The organism is Metabacillus rhizolycopersici, assembly GCF_020075705.1.
The window spans coordinates 83,349-102,952 of sequence record NZ_JAIQUM010000011.1 but is presented as its reverse complement, the minus strand read 5'-3'; the positions used below and the strand labels follow the sequence as shown (position 1 = coordinate 102,952).

The 19,604-nt window shown below is 36.2% G+C and carries 18 protein-coding genes and 1 pseudogene; 13 read left to right on the top strand and 6 right to left on the bottom strand.

All coding sequences use genetic code 11. The features are described 5' to 3' along the window. The first annotated feature begins 5 nt into the window (after nucleotides 1–5). From yycJ to K9V48_RS07640, 5 genes are all read left to right on the top strand, one after another. Nucleotides 6–800 carry an exodeoxyribonuclease YycJ gene (gene yycJ / locus K9V48_RS07660; protein WP_224138111.1) on the top strand — a complete coding sequence of 265 codons (795 nt, stop codon included), beginning with the start codon at nucleotides 6–8 and terminating at the stop codon, nucleotides 798–800. A gap of 278 nt (nucleotides 801–1,078) precedes the next feature. Beyond that, complete coding sequence (locus tag K9V48_RS07655; protein ID WP_224138110.1) at nucleotides 1,079–2,293, top strand: S1C family serine protease; 1,215 nt, start codon at nucleotides 1,079–1,081, stop codon at nucleotides 2,291–2,293. A 112-nt stretch (nucleotides 2,294–2,405) separates the two neighbouring features. Continuing rightward, on the top strand, nucleotides 2,406–2,561 hold the full coding sequence (locus K9V48_RS07650; RefSeq protein WP_224138109.1) for a CxxH/CxxC protein: 156 nt from the start codon (nucleotides 2,406–2,408) through the stop codon (nucleotides 2,559–2,561). Nucleotides 2,562–2,643: 82 nt separating this feature from the next. Further along, on the top strand, nucleotides 2,644–3,123 hold the full coding sequence (rlmH, locus tag K9V48_RS07645) for a 23S rRNA (pseudouridine(1915)-N(3))-methyltransferase RlmH (protein WP_111617231.1): 480 nt from the start codon (nucleotides 2,644–2,646) through the stop codon (nucleotides 3,121–3,123). A gap of 83 nt (nucleotides 3,124–3,206) precedes the next feature. Then, nucleotides 3,207–4,055 carry an MBL fold metallo-hydrolase gene (locus tag K9V48_RS07640; protein WP_224138108.1) on the top strand — a complete coding sequence of 283 codons (849 nt, stop codon included), beginning with the start codon at nucleotides 3,207–3,209 and terminating at the stop codon, nucleotides 4,053–4,055. 348 nt (nucleotides 4,056–4,403) lie between these two features. Here the strand turns inward: K9V48_RS07640 and K9V48_RS07630 are convergent, their stop codons facing one another. Further along, the gene (locus K9V48_RS07630; protein WP_224138107.1) at nucleotides 4,404–5,585 is read right to left on the bottom strand and encodes a NupC/NupG family nucleoside CNT transporter; all 1,182 of its coding nucleotides are present in this window, start codon (nucleotides 5,583–5,585) and stop codon (nucleotides 4,404–4,406) included. A gap of 1,088 nt (nucleotides 5,586–6,673) precedes the next feature. On the opposite strand from K9V48_RS07630, the gene K9V48_RS07625 reads away from it, so the two are divergent. Both K9V48_RS07625 and K9V48_RS07620 read left to right on the top strand, forming a co-directional pair. Further along, a complete protein-coding gene (locus tag K9V48_RS07625) occupies nucleotides 6,674–8,251 on the top strand; it encodes a histidine kinase N-terminal 7TM domain-containing diguanylate cyclase (protein WP_224138106.1) in 1,578 nt (525 codons plus the stop codon). 398 nt (nucleotides 8,252–8,649) lie between these two features. Beyond that, nucleotides 8,650–9,528 (top strand): radical SAM/SPASM domain-containing protein, encoded by an 879-nt coding sequence (locus K9V48_RS07620; RefSeq protein WP_224138105.1) that lies wholly within the window; start codon nucleotides 8,650–8,652, stop codon nucleotides 9,526–9,528. Between the two features lie 249 nt (nucleotides 9,529–9,777). On the opposite strand, the gene rluF is transcribed toward K9V48_RS07620, so the two are convergent. Beyond that, entirely contained in the window at nucleotides 9,778–10,485 is a 708-nt protein-coding gene (gene rluF / locus K9V48_RS07615) for a 23S rRNA pseudouridine(2604) synthase RluF (RefSeq protein ID WP_224138104.1), read from the bottom strand. A 296-nt stretch (nucleotides 10,486–10,781) separates the two neighbouring features. Here rluF and K9V48_RS07610 point away from each other — a divergent pair, with 296 nt between their 5' ends. Next, nucleotides 10,782–10,928 (top strand): hypothetical protein, encoded by a 147-nt coding sequence (locus K9V48_RS07610; RefSeq protein WP_224138103.1) that lies wholly within the window; start codon nucleotides 10,782–10,784, stop codon nucleotides 10,926–10,928. Nucleotides 10,929–11,410: 482 nt separating this feature from the next. Here the strand turns inward: K9V48_RS07610 and K9V48_RS07605 are convergent, their stop codons facing one another. The 3 genes from K9V48_RS07605 to K9V48_RS07595 form a co-directional block, all read right to left on the bottom strand. After that, nucleotides 11,411–11,941, bottom strand: a complete 531-nt coding sequence (locus K9V48_RS07605) for a DoxX family membrane protein (protein WP_224138102.1) — start codon at nucleotides 11,939–11,941, stop codon at nucleotides 11,411–11,413. Between the two features lie 581 nt (nucleotides 11,942–12,522). Continuing rightward, on the bottom strand, nucleotides 12,523–13,365 hold the full coding sequence (gene pgoN / locus K9V48_RS07600) for a glyoxal/methylglyoxal reductase (protein ID WP_224138101.1): 843 nt from the start codon (nucleotides 13,363–13,365) through the stop codon (nucleotides 12,523–12,525). Nucleotides 13,366–13,438: 73 nt separating this feature from the next. Then, on the bottom strand, nucleotides 13,439–14,650 hold the full coding sequence (locus K9V48_RS07595; RefSeq protein WP_224138100.1) for an MFS transporter: 1,212 nt from the start codon (nucleotides 14,648–14,650) through the stop codon (nucleotides 13,439–13,441). A 182-nt stretch (nucleotides 14,651–14,832) separates the two neighbouring features. Here K9V48_RS07595 and K9V48_RS07590 point away from each other — a divergent pair, with 182 nt between their 5' ends. Beyond that, nucleotides 14,833–15,204, top strand: coding sequence for a winged helix-turn-helix transcriptional regulator (locus K9V48_RS07590; protein WP_224138099.1), 372 nt, complete (start codon nucleotides 14,833–14,835; stop codon nucleotides 15,202–15,204). Nucleotides 15,205–15,733: 529 nt separating this feature from the next. On the opposite strand, the gene K9V48_RS07585 is transcribed toward K9V48_RS07590, so the two are convergent. After that, nucleotides 15,734–16,630 (bottom strand): EamA family transporter, encoded by an 897-nt coding sequence (locus tag K9V48_RS07585; protein ID WP_224138098.1) that lies wholly within the window; start codon nucleotides 16,628–16,630, stop codon nucleotides 15,734–15,736. A gap of 280 nt (nucleotides 16,631–16,910) precedes the next feature. Between K9V48_RS07585 and K9V48_RS07580 the strand changes: the two are divergent. From K9V48_RS07580 to K9V48_RS07565, 4 genes and pseudogenes are all read left to right on the top strand, one after another. After that, nucleotides 16,911–17,347: pseudogene (locus tag K9V48_RS07580) on the top strand (helix-turn-helix domain-containing protein). Nucleotides 17,348–17,473: 126 nt separating this feature from the next. Further along, nucleotides 17,474–17,881, top strand: coding sequence for an ABC transporter substrate-binding protein (locus K9V48_RS07575; RefSeq protein WP_224138097.1), 408 nt, complete (start codon nucleotides 17,474–17,476; stop codon nucleotides 17,879–17,881). A gap of 315 nt (nucleotides 17,882–18,196) precedes the next feature. Further along, nucleotides 18,197–18,946 carry a methionine ABC transporter ATP-binding protein gene (locus K9V48_RS07570; protein ID WP_224138096.1) on the top strand — a complete coding sequence of 250 codons (750 nt, stop codon included), beginning with the start codon at nucleotides 18,197–18,199 and terminating at the stop codon, nucleotides 18,944–18,946. Further along, entirely contained in the window at nucleotides 18,939–19,601 is a 663-nt protein-coding gene (locus tag K9V48_RS07565; protein ID WP_224138095.1) for a methionine ABC transporter permease, read from the top strand. Before K9V48_RS07570 ends, K9V48_RS07565 begins: the two co-directional genes overlap by 8 nt. Nucleotides 19,602–19,604: the final 3 nt, after the last annotated feature.

The window sequence follows — 19,604 nt, the reverse complement described above, 5'->3', positions numbered from 1 at the left end:
AAGCGATGAGCTTGCAGTTTAGTGTACTTGCAAGCGGAAGTACGGGGAATGCAATCTATGTTGAAACCGAAAGTCAGTCATTTTTAGTTGATGCAGGATTAAGCGGTAAGCAAATGCAACTTTTATTTGAGAAAATCGGACGAGATATTAAAAAGCTCTCGGGAATTTTAGTAACTCATGAGCATAGTGACCATATAAAAGGACTAGGTGTGCTTGCGAGAAAGCATAAGCTACCAATCTATGCAAATGAAAAAACATGGCAAGCAATGAGCGGTTTAATTGGTGAAATTGCTACGGAGCAAAAATTTGTGTTCCAGACGGGAGCGGTAAAAACATTTGGCTCCTTGGATATAGAATCCTTTGGTGTATCACATGATGCAGCAGAGCCAATGTTTTTTGCCTTTCACCATCAAGGGAAAAAGTTAGCCTTGATTACCGATACTGGCTATGTAAGTGACAAAATGAAAGGGACAATTCGGAATGCTGATGCATTTGTTTTTGAAAGTAACCACGATGTGTCAATGCTCCAAATGGGACATTATCCTTGGAGTATAAAGCGGCGCATCTTGAGTGATGTCGGCCACGTGTCAAACGAGGATGCTGCCATCGCGATGATGGATGTAATCGGTGATGCAACAAAGCGAATTTATTTAGCTCATTTAAGTAAAGATAACAATATGAAAGATTTAGCAAGAATGTCTGTAGAGCAAACACTAGCAAGTAAAGGCTTTATTACTGGCGAGCAATTTGAGTTATATGATACAGACCCAACGACCCCGACAACGCTTGTAGCAATTTAAAAAAAGTGAAGCAGCTTGACTAGCCCCAAAACAGGCATAATCACGTTCCATTTTACAGTATGGAGTGACTTATGACTTTTAGGGGCTAGTTGCTGTGAGTATAGTAATAAATCGAATTCTAATTACCTACCATTTACCATCAAGATTTTCAATATTTCTCACACCTCTTTCAATACAAAGCTGAAAAAATGTGGTTAATATGTTATAGACAAGAGAATAATGTTAAGTAGGAATATTGACTATTCATCAAGTGGTATGGAAAGGGATGATGAGTTAACGTGGGTTACTATGATCAAGATAATGGTAATGGAAATGCCAAAAGGCAAAAGGGAAAACGTGGTGGCTGGTTTTTAGCGGGGCTAGTAGGTGCGATTTTCGGAGGCCTGCTTATGCTTGTTGCGATTCCTACATTTGATTTGTTACCTTATGAGATGGACATAAGTGGAGAGGTAACACAAAACGATGGCGAAACAGATACGACTATACCAGCAAGAAATGTCTCTGTTGATATAAATACGGCGATTACAAAGGTTGTTGATGAGGTCTCAGAGGCAGTTGTCGGTGTTGTTAATCTTCAAGAAGCGGGATTTTGGAACGAAGCAGGTGAAGCGGGAACCGGATCAGGTGTTGTTTATAAGAGAGAAGGGAACAGTGCTTTTATTGTAACGAACTATCATGTTATTTCTGGTGCCTCACAAGTGGAAATAAGCCTAAGTGATGGTACGAGAATCCCCGCTGAAATTCTTGGGAGTGATGAATTAAATGATTTAGCGGTACTACGTGTTGATGGTAAGTCAATCAAACAGGTAGCTAAATTTGGAGATTCGAGCAATGTCAGACCAGGCGAGCCAGTCATTGCAATTGGGAATCCATTAGGCTTACAATTCTCAGGATCAGTCACACAAGGGATTATCTCAGGAACAGAAAGAGCCATTCCGATTGATTCAAATGGCGATGGTCAAGTAGATTGGAACGCAGAGGTTTTACAAACCGACGCTGCAATCAATCCAGGTAATAGTGGTGGGGCACTTCTAAATATAGAAGGGCAAGTGATTGGAATTAATTCAATGAAAATTGCCCAATCAGCAGTTGAGGGGATTGGCTTATCGATTCCGACAAACCTTGTGATTCCAATTATAGAGGACCTTGAAACATATGGTGAAGTAAGACGGCCCTATATGGGAATTGGCATGAGATCCTTAAACGAGGTATCGAGCTACCATATAGAGCAAACATTAAAGTTGCCAAATGAGGTTAAAGAGGGCATTGTCGTTATGAGTGTCGATCCAATTTCACCTGCGGGACAAGCTGGTCTTCAAGAATATGATGTGATCACTAAATTAGCTGGAAAAGAAGTAAAAGATATTATCGCTCTAAGGAAAGTCTTATACGCCCAGAAAGTTGGAGACACAGTTGAATTTACCTATTACCGAAGCGGGGAACAGAAAACTGGAAAGATGAAATTAGGAGAAGAAGATTTGTTAGGGAGCTGAAAGGGGCTCTCTTTTTAATGACTGTAAGAGATGTTTATTTGAACTTGTGGATAACATTAAAATGTTAAAATTTAATAAGGAGATATCCACATGTGGATAAGGAGGATTTAAGATGTATTGTTGTGAGGAACATATAGAATTAGCAATTGATATGTATGTTGATGAGAAGGAATTAGCACCAGAAATAGAAAAAATAGAGGGAATTGGAGAGTTATCCACAAATTGCGAAATGTGCACAAACCCTGCTGTATACGTAGTCGGGGGCTAAAAATATCACCTAAATGTGGATAACATATCCAGAAATGTGGATAACTTCTGTAGGTAATGATTCTTTGAAATGGGGAACGAAAGTGAATATTTCAATCGTGACAATCGGAAAGTTAAAAGAGAAGTATTTAAAGCAAGGCATAGATGAATACTTAAAACGACTTTCAATCTATGCCAAGCTAGAAGTAATCGAGTTACCTGACGAAAAAGCACCAGAAAACCTGAGCGAGACGGAAATGGTGCAAGTGAAGGAGAAAGAGGGAGAGCGGATACTAGGCAAAATAAATGACGACACACATGTCATTGCACTTGCAATTGAGGGGAAAATGAAATCCTCAGAGCAGCTTGCAAAGGACCTTGATCAGCTCGCAACATATGGAAAGAGCAAAATTGCATTTGTCATCGGCGGATCACTTGGATTAAGCAACGCCGTGATGAAACGAGCAAATGACACACTCTCATTTTCTAAAATGACATTTCCTCACCAGTTAATGAGATTGATTTTGGTAGAGCAGATTTATCGAGCTTATCGGATTAATCGAGGGGAACCTTACCATAAATAGAGGCAGTTTTTTGAGAAATTCCTCTATGAGTAAACAACCGCTATTCGACTTAAAATATTATAAAAAAAAGGATGCAGCCCTTTATGCACTCAATTAACAAAATAGGTAAGAGTTTTTGGTATATCACTCCAATATCGGTGACGGACCGGCCCATTCTAGGGATGGTGGTGGGCAATAACAAGACATTAATGATTGATGCAGGCAACTCGGAAGACCATGCAAATTATTTTCTGAAAGAACTTTTAAAAAGAGAGGTCCCCAATCCTGATATGGTTGTTCTTACTCATTGGCATTGGGATCATATCTTTGGTCTTTCAGCATTACCTAATACAGTTTCTATTGCTTCCAAAGAAACAAAAAAAGAAATGGAGAAGCTAATCCCGCTTTCATGGTCAGACGAGGCATTAGATGCACGAGTGAAAGAAGGATCGGAAATTGAATTTTGTGCGAATGCAATTAAGGAGGAATTCACGGATCACCGAGATATCACGATTGTCTTGCCGGATTTAACTTTTGAAAAGCGAGTGGAAATTGACCTTGGTGGGGTAACCTGTATCGTACAACACGTTGGAGGGGATCACGCTGCAGATTCAGTAATCGTGTATATCGAAGAAGAAAAGATTCTCTTTCTTGGTGACTGCATTTATCCTGATATTTTTTCCGAAAAAGAAAACTATACAATCAAGGAAACACTACGGCTATTAGATGAATTAGAATTATTTGATGCAGATACATATATACCTTCGCATCAAAAGCCGATTTCAAAAGAGGAATTTAATAAGGAAGCTGCTAAGCTTAGAACCATTGCAAAATATACAGATATTTACGGTGGTGATAAACAGAAAATAATTGAGGAATACGAAAAGTACGTAAAAAGGGAACTTACAGAAGACGAAAGGGAAACAATCGCCGACTTTGTAAATGGTTATTAAATTATCCCTGTGTTTAGTAGGGGGATTTTTTAATGAAATTTGCTTTTCTATGATTACCAAATCAAAGCCCTTTGTCAAATTCTTTGCAGACTTTTTTTATCATGATATTGCTTTAGCGAAGAGTACGAAAAAATTTGAAGAAACATTAATGCTTGATGAGGAAATTAAAGGTCTGTTAATGAGGTTACATTATTAAAAGGCAGTGGTTCGCTCCCACTGCCTTTTTTAAGTAATTATGATAATAAGGATTCTAATGCAATCAGAACCATGTCATTAAAGGTAGTTTGCCTTTCCTCGGCCGTTGTTTTCCATTTCAACAGCCAATACGCCGTAGTTACCCAGCACGTTTTATAAAATGAAACTAACGATGATGCCTGAGAGTATGCTTACAAGTGTCGCGCCATATAACAGTTTCAACCCAAGACGTGCGACGACATTCCCCTGCTTTTCATTCAGACTTTTGACCGCCCCGGTAATAATGCCAATGGATGAGAAGTTGGCGAATGAAACCAGGAATACAGAAAGAATTCCCATTGTGCGGTCACTAAAGTGATGATTGCCTCCGGATAAATCCATCATCGCGACAAATTCATTGGTCACCAGTTTAGTCGCCATAATCCCCCCGGCACTAACCGCCTCCGATAAAGGAATCCCCATAATGAAGGCAATTGGAGCAAAGAGATAACCTAATAGCCGCTGAAAAGAAATGTTAAACAATAGCTCAAACACATGATTGAATGCAGCTATTAAAGCAATGAACCCAATCAGCATGGCACCGACGATAATTGCAACCTTAAAACCATCAAGGATATACTCCCCGAGCATTTCAAAAAAGGATTGCTTTTCCTGCTCTTGTATTTCTAATAGATCTTCACTTGGTTTTACCTCGTACGGATTAATAATAGAAGCTATGATAAAACCGCCAAATAAATTTAAAACTAAAGCTGTGACAATATATTTTGGCTCCAGCATCGTCATATAAGCACCGACTATGGACATTGATACAGTCGACATCGCCGAAGCACATAGAGTATACAAACGCTGTTTCGAAAGCAGGCCGAGTTGTCTTTTTAACGTGATGAAAACCTCTGATTGTCCGACCATCAGCGAAGCAACTGCATTATATGATTCAAGTTTACCCATCCCATTCACTTTACTTAATAGCAATCCAATTCCCTTCATGAGGAACGGCAGAATTTTCAGATGTTGAAGAATTCCAATTAATACAGAAATAAATACAATTGGCAGCAATACAGTTAAAAAGAATGGAGCCTCTCCCTCGTTTGCCATGCCGCCAAATACAAAGGAAACCCCTTCGTTTGCATATTCGAGCAGTATGCTAAAAATAGTAGCAATTCCGTTGATGATGATGAGGCCATATTCTGTATTTAACAGTAACACTGATAAAATAATTTGAATGATAATCATCGTGATAATTGGTTTGAATTTTACCTCTTTTCGATTGGAACTTGCCAACCAAGCCAAAAACAATACAACAAGAATACCTAAAATAGAAATAACATATCGCATATGTAACCTCCTGATGAATTTAAACAATATGTGCAAGCTTCTAGTAAAGTTACCGCTAGAATAGTAACCTCTTTTATTTGTGATTGCAATGGATATTCTGTCCATATTTTACAAAAAAGAACCGGACATGGTTTATTCAAGTAAAAATATCTATTGTGAAGTTTATCCTTAAATCCCCAAGGTATTGAAAATTGAATTCTACGCCTAGATTAGATTGTTCCGTGTTATTTAACCTTTTAAACCAACGAAAAAATGTTTCACCGTTTACGTATACTTTCGCTAAACCGGGGAGATTTAAGAAAAAGCCTGTTTGATATGGGGAAACTTGATGAATAACAGCAAGAAGCTTTGCTAAGTACTGGTGACCTTGAGATAATTGTTAAATAGGCAGAAAAAGATGATTAGAGACTAATTTCAGGATGGGTTAATGAGGGGATAAAAAGCCGGTTAAATAGGTGCGGTGAACCGTATCATAAGTAAATGAGCCCACTGTTTTGACGACAGCTAGTGGAAAAGAGTAATGGAGTAAACGGTGAGAGAACCAACTGGGTCATGGGTGAATTAGTTAAGAGATAATAGATAGTCCATTTTTTATTAAACGAAACTGTCCTGTATTGGTAGCTTTTTATATCCAGATGAGTTCGCGTTTGCTATGATAATGATGGAAATGACCTCAAGATGACATAGGATAAACCTAAAAATATATGAAAGCGAAAGGGGAGTTGGATTGAAACCAATTTTCCTTTCGTTTTTCGTTTTCAGTAACATAAAGTGAGACTTCCATCAGTGGGGGTTTTCTGCATTCCCCACTGATGGTTAGCGAGACTTATCACGCTCAGGAACGCCACATCCTGTGGCTTCGCCTGACTTGGACGTCAATCGTTCGTCGGATCTTTACGGGCAGTTATCTTCCACTTATCTTCTTTGCTTCTCTCCGAATCTTGAAGTCGGAGTTTTACTGCCCGTTAAGGTGGGATAAAGCATCTATAGAGATCAATTCATGAAAATATTGTTCAATAAGGTTCCACATTTATTTTTTTATATACTACATTAAAGGAAAAAGTGTTATCCAAAAGAGGTATCAAATCGTGAATTCGCAATTAACAGCTTATATTACTCTTATTTGTACATCTGGCGTGCTTAATGTGTATTTATGTTCGTACGTAATTGTAAAGCGTCATCATTACATAAATATCGCTAATTTTTTTAATCTTTATACTGTGTCCATCACAATTTATTGTTTTGCTTCTGCTTTTGGCTTAATGGCTACGGCAATTGAGCAAATCAAGCTTTGGACAATCATCCAATATGTTGGCATGCCCTTTTCTCCACCCTTAGGGTTATTGTTTATCATGCAGTATTTAGGAATGAAAATAATGAAAAAAAGGTGTATGGCTCTATTTATTATTCCCTTCGTTAGTTTAGTTATGGTTGCTACGAATGATTTTCATCATCTTCATTATAGAGTGTTTGAAGTTGATCAAAGCTTGGGGGCTCCTTACATTCATCAGGAAATTGGCATATGGTATATGATTCATGGCGTTTTCACATTTGCCTGTATGTTTGTAGCGTTTTTACTAGTACTCTCTCATTGGAAAGAAACAGCCAAGATTTATCGTCCGCAATTAATCTCTTTATTTTGCGGTCAACTAGTTCCTATGCTAACAGCTTTTGTTTATTTACTAGGATTAACACCTCCTGGTATTGATCCCGTACCTATGGTTTTATGGCTTTCTTCGCTTTTATATTTATGGTCTATTAATTCATCACGTATGTTTACAATTATGCCAATTGCTAAAGACGCGATATTTAACAGTATAAATGATGGTGTTATTGTGTTGGATGACTCTAATCGATTGATTGAGTTTAACCGAGCGTGTAAGAGCATGTTTCCATTATTAAACAAGTCCATGTTTGGGATGGATTTTGAAAAGGCTTGGTTTGAACTATCAGGAGACTCATTTCCTTCTAAATTTGAGACTGAATCGTTGACTATGGAAATACAATTAGCTACTGAACATTTAAAGCGTATCTTTCAAGTTCGTACCTCATCATTGCAACATGCTAATAATAGTAAAGGACTATTAATTATTTTTACTGATATCACAGAGTTAAAAAGGCTACAGATGGAATTAGAGTATCAAGCTTATTATGATGAGCTTACAAAAATTTATAATCGGCGAGCATTTTTTCAGAAATGTGAGCAAGAGTTTGCTGCAGCAAGGGAGGATTCATCGCCGTTTTCGATAGTGTTGATTGATATTGATTATTTTAAAAGAGTGAATGATACCTATGGCCATCATGTTGGTGATCAATTGCTTCTGCATGTAGTAAAGGTTTGCCAATCGCAATTGAAGGAAGGCACGCTATTTGCTCGCTATGGTGGTGAGGAATTTGTTCTTGCACTGAAAGGAAGGACAGGTTTAGAAGGTAAAGAGTTAGCCAATCAGCTGCGTAGGCATGTAGAGGCACGGCCTCTCATTACAACGGAGGGAGTTATTTCTGTTACTTTAAGCAGTGGAGTAGCTGAAGCAACTAAAGAGACAGAAGAAACCCTTTATCAGCTTTTAAATAAAGCGGATCAGGCTTTATACTCAGCAAAACGAGAGGGACGTAATCAAGTGCATGTCTATACAGAGATATTATGTACTACAAATCTTACTTAGACACAACTCGGTGAACCTTACCATAAGTAAATGAAGTTTTTAAGTAAGGGTGTCTCCTAAGACTACAGAAAATGGAATACACTATATGGTGGAACATTTTTGGTTAAAATTTCGATAATATGTTAGTTACCTAATCGTTCGCTAACATGTGAAGATCATTGGAGAAAATTCTTTGATGGTTTTCTACTATTATGTAGACAGTACAACTGAAGGAACTCCTGTGTAGATAATAGTAGGATAAATAATAGGAAAAATACAAGTGCATTCTGTTAAACAGAAAAATGGTAACGGTAGTTTCCTTTAATAAGCATGTTCCTATTTATGAACAAATATGCTGTAATAGTGATAGAATAATAGTTTATCCTGTTCTAAGTAGTCAAAGAAGTGAGGAATTGATGGTGAAAAAATTTAAGAAGTTTTACTTAGAGATTACAAGTGTATGTAATCTTGCATGCAGCTTTTGTCCGCCAACAGAACGACAGAAGCAATTCATTTCTGTGGAGGATTTTTCTAAGAGATTAGACCAAATTAAACCGCACACAGACTACATTTATTTACATGTAAAAGGTGAGCCACTGCTCCATCCTAAAATAGACCAATTGTTAGACTTAAGTTATGAAAAAGGGTTTAAAGTTAATATCACAACCAATGGAACATTAATTAATAAAAAGAGGGAAAAACTATTAAATAAGCCTGCGCTAAGACAAATGAATTTCTCACTCCATAGCTTTGATGGCCATATTGGTTCTAAAGATAAGGAAGGGTATGTGAGAAGTATCCTTTCTTTTATTAAAGAAGCAACGAGCCAATCAGAAATGATTGTTTCCCTGAGATTATGGAACCTTACACAAGACAATACGACGAATATTGAAAGAAAACGAAACAGAGAATTACTGGAAATTATTGAGAAAGAATTTGATTTAGACTACAAAATTGAAGAGAAGGTCGTACCAGGAAGCGGCGTGAAAATTGCGGACCGCATCTTCATCAATCAAGATTACGAGTTTCAGTGGCCTGCATTACATGAAGAAGAAGATGATGGGAAGGGCTTCTGCTATGGCATGCGAAATCAAGCAGGTATTTTAGCAAACGGAACTGTTATTCCTTGTTGTCTAGATGGTGAGGGAGTTATCAATCTTGGAAATATTAATGATAATTCATTTTCTGATATTATCGAGATGGATAGAGCAAAAAACCTTGTAGATGGTTTTTCACGAAGAGTGGCAGTGGAGGAACTATGTAGAAAATGCGGATATCGCAAAAGGTTTGGAAAATAGATAGGCAAATGGCTAGGATTTAGTAAGTTAGATAGAGTCATTCCAACTTATTACCTCATTTAGATATAACGCGGTGAACCGTATCATAAGTAAATGAGGTTCTTAAGGGTATAGATGGCCCTTATGCATATCTTCCTTAGTACTTCTTTCTTGGAAAGAAGTACTAAGATTTAATTATAATGAGATTGTCCCTTTAGTTGGACATTAATCCAATGATAATTCTACCTAAACTTGATATTCCATAGTTTTCTACCATTCTTTTGGCTCATAGTTTAATTCTCTAAATAATTGAGTTCGCTCTTTCTTGGATAAGTCTTTCCATTGTCCAGGAGGAAGGTTGCCTAAATGAATATTCATGATTCGGGTTCTTTGCAATCGGTAAACGTCGTATCCTAATTCAGCGCACATGCGGCGAATTTGACGATTTAGCCCCTGTGTTAAAATGATTTGAAAATCAAATTTTGATAATTGAACTACTTCACAAGGAAGTGTTTTTGTACCTAATATTTTGACACCCTCTGACATCTTCTTCAAGAATTCAGGAGTAATTGGCTTGTCTACTGAAACGATATATTCCTTTTCATGCTTATTTTCAGAACGCAGAATTTCGTTAACAATGTCGCCATCGTTCGTAAGAAGTATTAAGCCCTCTGAATCTTTATCCAGGCGCCCAATATTAAATATTCTTAATGGATGGTTGACCAAATCAACAATATTCCCCTTTACACCTTTTTCTGTTGTACTAGTAATGCCGACAGGTTTATTTAAAGCAATATAGACATTATTCCTTGCTACTTGGATTGGATTTCCATCTACTCGAACTTCATCCCCAGGTTCAACTTGGCTGCCTATAGTTGCACGTTTACCATTAATAGTAACTCTCCCATCGGTAATTAATTTATCGGCACCTCGTCTAGATGCTTTTCCAGATTCACTTATATATTTATTAATACGCATGTTGACACATCCTTAATCGGAGGATTATTTTATTAGATACTAACTATACTTTATTTTAAGGGTGAATCACAAACTCTTATTTAGATATAACGGATAAAAGTTTGTTTCAAAAGAAGCTACCTTTTCTCAGCTGCAATTGTTATTTTTATTTTAATTAAAATCCTATTTTCCTTTAAATAGCGTTAAAAGGTTAATTTACTTATATTCCAAATAGTGAAGGCTGTATTGTTGGGACGGCATTAAATGAAAGAAGACTAGTCAATGGACTAATTTTCCCGTCGGGTGGAGGAGAAGAATTGCGAGAATGTGTTGACCTGCAAAGACAACAAGCATTTAGAGAATTAAAAGATGCAAAAGGCTTACAAGGATTTATTATTAGAACGTTTAACACGCTTGAAAAAGATGAAAAACAAGATCAAGGGACGTATCAAAAAATGATGTAAAAGAAATTAGAGAAAAGCATACACTAGGAAATAGAAGGGAGCGATAACTACCCTATCATAGGTATAAGGATATTATTCTGAATAGCAGAAAGTGGTTGAAACGCAGTTTGCAAACCCTTAACTAGCATTTCATATCAAAACCTACTTATGGTACGTTACAGTGAATCGTACCATAAGTAGTACAAAGTTTCCTTTAAGAAAAGAATAAAAGAACGATTGAATTTCCTTATTGTAATGATGTAAGTATCATAAATTACCGTCACAAAAATTAGTGACGGCTTTTTATTATATACTTAGATAGAATTTTATGGTTATTATAGAATACAATTATTGTAAATAACTATTAACATCAATAGGTAAAGGAGTAATGACATTGAAGGTTAATAGAATATTGTTATATTTATTTGTGTTATTCAATATCTTTGGGTTACTGTGTTGGATTACTTTAATGTTAATAGACATATTTACCTAAAGGTAATAGGCTAATTGTTACTAAGCAACTTTTCTTTTTTAGGTGGCATGGATATCTTAGTAGTAAACAGAATATCTAAATGAAAATACTTATCAAGACTTAAATGATAAATATTCATTCTAAAAATGATTAAAGTAAACGCACTTGTATAAAGAACAAGGCTCATTAAATTCATATTTCCAGAAAGTATGAAGTTAATGTGCATGAAGAGACAGATTAAAATTGACGGTACAGTAAGTAATCCCATTACAATAAGTACACCAAGAATAATTTGAACGATAGGAATGACATAGTTTAAAGTCATCACATATTCTAAAGCTACGTTTTCAATGAAAACTTTATAAAACAATGGGACATTTGGCTTCTCTAATGTACTGATTAAATACTCATTCAGAAATATCCCAGGTTCTTTAAACCATAATTTTTCGGAAATTTTGGTTACTCCAGCTAATAGCCAACCAATTCCAAAGAGAACACGCATTAAAACAATAAGAGATGGGAACAACCATCTTTTTTTATTTGCTTTTGATTGAATTGCCATTCGAGTACTCCTCCTCTTTAAATATTTAGGTTGTTTTTTCTTTATACAAACTTTTTTGCCTTAGGTAAAAAATGAGAACAAAAAAATTTGTATGTTTGATTTTGGGCTCTTGTATTTTATGCATTAGGACTAAAATGTTTCCTATACACAAAATATTTTATCATATTAAAAAACAATTAGTAAATTTTAATGGAATAGTACTTTATTTGTTGGAGCAGGAAAGCTAAAAACCCCACATAAGGTTGTGGGGTAGAATATTAAATAGATATGAAAACTTTTTGTTCAAAACTAACTTTGTGTATAGTATTAATACGGTGAACCTTACCATAAGTAAATGAGGTTTTTTAAATCAAAGTGAACGGAATACATTAGACGTTCACTTTGACAATGAAGAATTGTGCTTCATGAAATGACGCTATGGTGGTAAGAAAGCTGTAATACCAAGTTTATGAACTCATGAACAGTAGCTAATTTTTTGTTCTAAAGTATATATAGCGATAAAAACTACACCGTCAATTGATAGATGCGTCTAACAATTGGGGTGCAGTTCCTTTATTAGAGGAAAAGTGTCTGTTTTTTATTTAAAAATCAAAGTTGTCAGGATCTGGCCCTACTCGATGATTTTGATTTAGCTCATTAATTCGCTGCATCTCTTCTTTAGTTAGTTCGAAGTCGAATATAGTTGAGTTCTCAACAATTCGATGTTCCTTCGTGGATTTTGGAATAGTTACAACACCATTTTGTAAATCCCATCGTAAAATCACTTGGGCAATGGTCTTGTTATACTTATTTGCAATTCCTTGTAAGACTAGATTATCTAATAATTGACCTTGCATTAAAGGTGACCAAGCTTCTAACTGAATTCCATGTTCTTGACAAAAGGCTTGAATTTCTTTCTGAGTTAAACGTGGATGGTATTCTACTTGATTGACCATCGGTTTAATTTCAGCATCATTCATTAAGTCTTCAAGATGGTGGACCTGGAAGTTACTTACTCCAATAGCCTTTACTCTTCCTTCTTTATAAAGAGTTTCTAATGCACGCCAAGCTTCCTTATATTTACCTTCTACAGGCCAGTGAATAAGATAGAGATCTAAATACTCAAGATCAAGTTTCTTTAGGCTTGTTTCATAAGCTGCTATAGTTGATTCGTAACCTAAGTCAGAATTCCAAACTTTCGATGTTATAAATAGTTCTTCTCTAGGGATACTTGCTTCTTTTATCCCCTCTCGGATAGCTTGACCAACTCCTTCTTCATTTTCATAAATGGCTGCTGTATCAATACTACGGTACCCATGTTTAATTGCAGATTTAACTGCATTAACCAGTTCAGGTCCTTCTTCTACTTTAAACACCCCAATTCCAAACCAAGGCATTTTTACACCATTATGCAAAGTAGTTGTATCTTGTATGTTTTTAATCATTATAAATAAACCTCCAATTTTTATTATGAGAAATGAGATCGTTCTATATTTGGTGATTTCACACATTTATTACTTAGGAAACCACCTCCTTCAATTTATCCCCTTTTTGGTCTTTTCTTTCAAGAGATGCACTCCAACCTGCAAGGATGGCAGCTATCAGTACCATAAGTGCTCCTACCCAAGAGGTGTGAATCAGTCCAATAGAGTCCGTGATAATACCACCTAAGTAGGATCCAATTGCAATTCCAGCGTTAAATGCAGCAATATTGATGGCTGACGCCACATCTACTCCAGTCGGTACAAATCGTTCTGCTAACATGACCACATACACTTGTAATCCCGGCACATTCATAAAAGCCAGAACCCCCATTAAGAAAATGGTCATCAATCCTGCTATTTTAAATGGTGCCGTAAACATCAGAATAAATAGTATCACCGCTTGTACAATAAACATGTAAAATAATGCCCTAATCGGATTGCGATTAGACAGCTTTCCACCTACCATATTGCCAATAGCGATCGCAATACCATATACAAGAAGAATCACAGCAACTGTTCCTTCTTTATATCCTGTTATTTCCTGTAGCATCGGTGATAGATAAGTAAAGACAACGAATGTTCCTCCATAACCTAAGGCAGTAATCATAAATAAAAGTAATAAGCGACCATTTGTCACTAATTTGAATTGATCACGAAACGTTGTACGAGTACCTTTTCGTAAACTAGATGGAATCAGGATACTATTCGCGATTAAGGCTATAATTCCAACGACAATGATGATGATAAAGGCCATTCTCCAACCAAATTGTTGTCCAATAAATGTTCCCAATGGTACACCTGTTACAGTGGCTACCGTGAGTCCTGAAAACATAATGGATATGGCACTAGCTCTTCGATTTTCTGGTACTAAATCTGCAGCGATGGTAGAGCCAATGGACATAAAAACTCCATGTGAAAAGGCAGAAATAACACGAGCAACAAGTAACACACCAATGCTTGTCGAACTAGCAGCAATACTATTGCCTATTATAAAAATAACCATAATCCAAAGTAGTAATGATTTTCGTGACATACTAGAAGTAATGGATGTTAGAATCGGTGCCCCAAATGTTACTCCTAATGCATATAAGGAAACTGTTAAGCCTGCTGTCGTAACAGATATTTGTAAATCATTTGCTATTAATGGTAATAGCCCTACACTGATAAATTCAGTTGTTCCTATTGCAAATGCACTTATAGCTAAGGCTAACAGTGCTAATGTGCTTTGTTTTTTATCTAAAGACATTTTTCTCCTCCTTAATAATTTGGTAATGTATGAACGATCTTGTTTTAAGTAAACTAAAAAATAATTACATTAAAACTCAACCGATAAATGCTATTATGATACATATAAAATCAATAGAGAAGTACGTACTTAAAAGTACTATAGGTACTTTTAAGTTCCTATACATGAGGAGGAACTATAATATGAAGAAAAGGAAATACAATATTTCAGTAGAAGCGACACTGGAAGTGATAGGGGGAAAGTGGAAATGTGTAATTCTATGCCATCTAACACACGGTAAGAAACGAACAAGTGAATTGAAACGTCTTATGCCAGATATTACACAGAAGATGTTAACTCAACAATTACGTGAATTAGAGGTAGATGGAGTCATTAATAGAATTGTTTATAATCAAATTCCTCCAAAAGTGGAATATGAGTTAAGTGAATATGGATGGAGCTTACAAGGTATCTTAAATTCGCTTTGCACTTGGGGAGAAAAACACATTATCAAAGTGTATGGCGATACATTTGATGTCTTGGAAGAGAACGTTCTAAATGAACATCTAAAATAATGAACTGGGGAATTTGAAAATATTTCCTTACTATTCTGTATATAGCAACCTATCCGATGGCTGCTTAAATGAATAAGCAAAACCTCATTTAAATATATCATGGAGAACCGTATCACAAGTAAATGAGGCTTTTTATAATCGGAGAGTGACACAGAAACGATCATTGATGTAGCAGAAGATGGAGAATTTAGAACCCTTTATAATGAACTAATGGGTCGTGATCTAGATGAGCGAGATATCAGCATTTTCTCCATCGGCTATGCAAAAAATGAAGAAGGAAAAGTCTACAACCGTTGCGGACCGCTTAACCGGTTCATTCAACAAATAATTATATGTCTTCTGTTGCTATGAAAAGCAATACTACAAACAAAGGAAGATGAATTAATCGTTGATTGCTTCTCTTTGTTTGTAGTATCCATTTTCTTGACATAATATAGTAATCCTTTTATATATAAATATCTACTAAAGGTTGATCGTCAAGTTCGCAAATATCATTGATTTCACCTTTGTATTATGCAAATTTTGATCCTTAATAATGCTTTCTAATTCGGAAGAGATTAGTATCAAGTTCATTTAATGCTATAGCTGCTAGTATAATAGCCGTGCCTAACCACTGAAGCGGTGTTACTGTTTCAGATAAAATAAGACTAGCTGACAGGATTGCGATAGGTAATTCAATGGATGTTAATATATTTGCAATTCCTCCTGAAACCAAAGGTGCGCCCACCGCGAAAAATAATGGTGGAAGTACGGCGCCAAATAGCGAAACTCCGATAGCGGTCGTTAATAGGTTTTGCTCCAGTGGCAATACAGATGGGATATCACGCATAAATAGGATAAGTACTAAAATGGTTGATCCTGTTACCATCAATGAGCTCCGAGTCCATGGGTCCACATTTACAGCGACCTTTCCACTGAAAAAAATAAATCCTGCATAAGTGAAGGCCGATAAAATACCAAAAACCAAACCTTTAAAAGGAAGGCTCTGTATATCTCCATTTAAAATATTCGAAGCAAAAAAGACCCCTACTAAAATAAAAATGATGGATAATACTGTCATAGGTGCAGGCTTTATTTTGCTGAAAATCCACTCTAAAATGATCCCTATCCAAACGAATTGAAACATTAAAATGATTGCCAATGAGGCCGGTAGATATTGCATTGAACCATAATAAAAAATACTTGTTAGTCCGATAAAACAGCCGGTCATCATAATTTGAAGAACATTCTTCTTATTAAGCCCTTTGAAACTAGAGCGTTTACTAAGAGTAAAAGACCATAATAATAAAAAGGAAATAGTCATTTGAACGATATTAATTTGGCCAAGTGAGTAGCCGTAGCTAAATCCCAATTTAGCAAATATTGGTGTAAAACCAAAGAATGCAGCACCTAATAATACGAATAAAATCCCTTTATTTAACTTCATCATTAGACCTCCTTGGTGCCAAAACATAACTATACTATTATATCATATATGCATAGAAAACTGGCTTCCCTGTTTTGTATCAATGTCTTCTAGAGAGATATAAAGAGTATAGATTGAAATGGAATTATTATTTTAATATGATGAAAAGCTAGAAGTTACCGATAGAGTGGGGGCAATTTAGGTGGCAACTAGAGGTTGCGTCTTGATGCACCTAGAACTAGCTTTACTTCATCTACTTACTTCATGAATACTGAAATTGTAAGGAAGGGCGATGAGAAATATGATTTTTAGTGAACGATTAAAAAGAGAAAGGGAAAAAAAGGCTGGTCACAAACAGAGCTCGCTGAAAAGATTCATGTTAGTCGCCAGTCCGTTTCCAAATGGGAGACAGGAAAAAACTATCCAAGTATCGAGGTAATCATCGATTTAAGTGATTTATGTTGTATTACGATAGACGAACTATTAAGGAGTGATGAAGAGTTGAAAGCAAAAGTAATTCAAGATAGTAAGCAATTGGCGTATCCAAAGTGGAAGCTTTTGTTCGATAGTGTGTTTTTATTAATTTCAAAAATAGTCATTATCGCTTTAAATCATTTTGTCCGTACAAATATTCTTATACTAGAAGGGTTACCGAAAGTGGTCACCAATTTTCTACCGCTAATTTTAATGGTGATTGGTGGCATAGGCAGCGATAAGTTAAAAGATAAATATAAATGATGAAATATCCCCTTTTTATTTAGTCCGCTACCAAACTTATTGCAAAGATAGGCTAGACAAGGTATTTAGAAGATCTTGTCTAGCTAACCTTGTTCAATCCTCCTTAGCTAAATAAATTTTACCTTCGTGAATCATTTTTTTGATTCCTTCTGTCACATATCCATTTCACTTTTTCATGAATCTATCTCCCCATCATTTTTAAATATTTTTGGAGTATCAGAGGGATTACAAAAAGATTTATTAACAAAGTTGAATCTTGTACCAGCTGTTGAAGGTAATGGTAATGGTGCAGACCCATCATTAGAAACACTTATCAGTTCAAACCCAGATGTAATTGTCTATATAAAGGCAGATCGTAATGCAGATTTAGATGCAAATGCTGTTGAGAGTATTTTAAATGAACCTCTTCTTAAAGATGTAAGTGCGATTAAAGAAGGTCGTGTTTATGAAGTAGGGTATGATGAATTTATGGATTACGGTGTTCGAATTTTTGATACGCTTGAACTATTAGGGAATAACATTTACGGTGAATAATTCAAGCAGGATGGAGTGAGTATTGCGCTCAAGGCACAAAAAATGCTTCAAGTAGTGAATGAACTTACTCCAAAATGGAAATAACCACTTATTTATCTAAGCATGTTATAGAAAAAGCCAAAGATACATTGTTGTCTTTGGTTTTTTCGAATATAAAGAGGGAGCTTAATTAGGTAGGGAGTCTTTAACTGTTAATTTGTGTCTTTGCAATTTATCCTAATTAGTTGGTAAAATAGTTTTTCAGCTGTTTTTCTCTGATTAAGCTATAATGGGGATCAGTATGCTTACCTTTCAACAAATAGAAAGTGGGATTTTATGATTAACCTGCAACAAGTGAGTAAAGCATTTTCACAGTTTCAGGCGATTAAGTCTGTTACGTTAACAATACATAAAGGTGAAATTCATGGAATAATTGGAGCGAGTGGAGCAGGGAAATCAACCTTGCTGCGGTTAATGAATTTGTTGGAGACCCCCGATGAGGGAGAAGTGGAGGTAAATGGCGAAAGACTGACAGCTTTGAACAGTAAAGCACTTCGAAGGACCCGGAAGTCGATCGGCATGATCTTTCAGCATTTTAATCTTGTGGCAAATAAAACGGTTTATGACAATGTAGCTGTCTCTTTAGAATTGGCAAATTACCCAAAGGGAGAACGTCGGAGCCGTGTTGTGGAGTGTCTTCAATTTGTCGGATTGGAGAATGAGATGGGGAAATATCCTGCCCAATTAAGTGGGGGACAAAAGCAACGTGTTGCCATTGCAAGGGCATTGGCAAATAACCCGCAAGTTTTGTTATGTGATGAACCAACCTCTTCTCTTGATCCCAATACAACGGCTGAAATATTAGACGTGCTAGGGAATATTAACAAACGTTTCGGTGTGACGATTGTCATTGTTAGTCATGAGATGGACGTCATTAAAAGTATATGCAATCGTGTAACGATCATGGCAGATGGAGAGATTTATGACACTGTCTTAATCGAACCAAATGGGATTCAAAAAATCGATAATCGTCCAGAATACTTTATCGAACAATTAGTAGAGAATGGTGGGCTAGGTTATGCCTGAGGTTTTAGTTCAATATGAGGCGGAAATTTGGCAGTCAATTGGAGAAACCATTGCAATGGTTGGTGTTTCCATTTTAGCTGCGATTTTCATAGGATTGCCTGTCGGGACCTTGCTATTTCTTTGTAGGAAGGGTCATTTGCTTGAGAATCCATGGACTTTCTCGATTTTAAATTTATTGGTCAATATTATTCGTTCTTTCCCATTTTTGTTATTAGTTGTTTTTTTAATCCCATTTACAAGACTCATGATTGGCACAGCTATTGGTACAGCAGCTGCAACAGTTCCATTATCGATTATTGCCATTGCTCATTATTCGCGATTGGTCGAGCAATCCTTATTGGACGTGCCAAAGGGTGTGATAGAGGCAGCGATTTCCATGGGGGCTTCTGTAAAGGATGTCATGTTTAAATTTCTTTACGTGGAGGCACGCTCTGGGCTTGTCCTCGGACTAACAACATCGATTATCAGCTTTATTTCCTATTCAACGATCATGGGAGTGGTAGGAGGTGGCGGTATCGGAGACTTTGCCATAAGGTATGGCTATCAGCAGTTTAAAACAGAGCTAATGATATATATGATTATAATTATGATTATCCTGGTGCAGCTCATCCAATTTACTGGAACAACTGTATCCAGAATGATTGATAAAAGATAAATA

What these genes read in the sequence shown, in the direction of transcription:
- K9V48_RS07640 (WP_224138108.1), top strand. Translation starts at nt 3,207, where the DNA reads ATGCACTCAATTAACAAAATAGGTAAGAGTTTTTGGTATATCACTCCA.
- K9V48_RS07570 (WP_224138096.1), top strand. Translation starts at nt 18,197, where the DNA reads ATGATTAACCTGCAACAAGTGAGTAAAGCATTTTCACAGTTTCAGGCG.
- K9V48_RS07585 (WP_224138098.1), bottom strand. Translation starts at nt 16,630, where the DNA reads ATGAAGTTAAATAAAGGGATTTTATTCGTATTATTAGGTGCTGCATTC.
- K9V48_RS07595 (WP_224138100.1), bottom strand. Translation starts at nt 14,650, where the DNA reads ATGTCTTTAGATAAAAAACAAAGCACATTAGCACTGTTAGCCTTAGCT.
- rluF (WP_224138104.1), bottom strand. Translation starts at nt 10,485, where the DNA reads ATGCGTATTAATAAATATATAAGTGAATCTGGAAAAGCATCTAGACGA.
- K9V48_RS07630 (WP_224138107.1), bottom strand. Translation starts at nt 5,585, where the DNA reads ATGCGATATGTTATTTCTATTTTAGGTATTCTTGTTGTATTGTTTTTG.
- K9V48_RS07590 (WP_224138099.1), top strand. Translation starts at nt 14,833, where the DNA reads ATGAAGAAAAGGAAATACAATATTTCAGTAGAAGCGACACTGGAAGTG.
- K9V48_RS07565 (WP_224138095.1), top strand. Translation starts at nt 18,939, where the DNA reads ATGCCTGAGGTTTTAGTTCAATATGAGGCGGAAATTTGGCAGTCAATT.
- K9V48_RS07605 (WP_224138102.1), bottom strand. Translation starts at nt 11,941, where the DNA reads ATGGCAATTCAATCAAAAGCAAATAAAAAAAGATGGTTGTTCCCATCT.
- K9V48_RS07650 (WP_224138109.1), top strand. Translation starts at nt 2,406, where the DNA reads ATGTATTGTTGTGAGGAACATATAGAATTAGCAATTGATATGTATGTT.
- yycJ (WP_224138111.1), top strand. Translation starts at nt 6, where the DNA reads ATGAGCTTGCAGTTTAGTGTACTTGCAAGCGGAAGTACGGGGAATGCA.
- pgoN (WP_224138101.1), bottom strand. Translation starts at nt 13,365, where the DNA reads ATGATTAAAAACATACAAGATACAACTACTTTGCATAATGGTGTAAAA.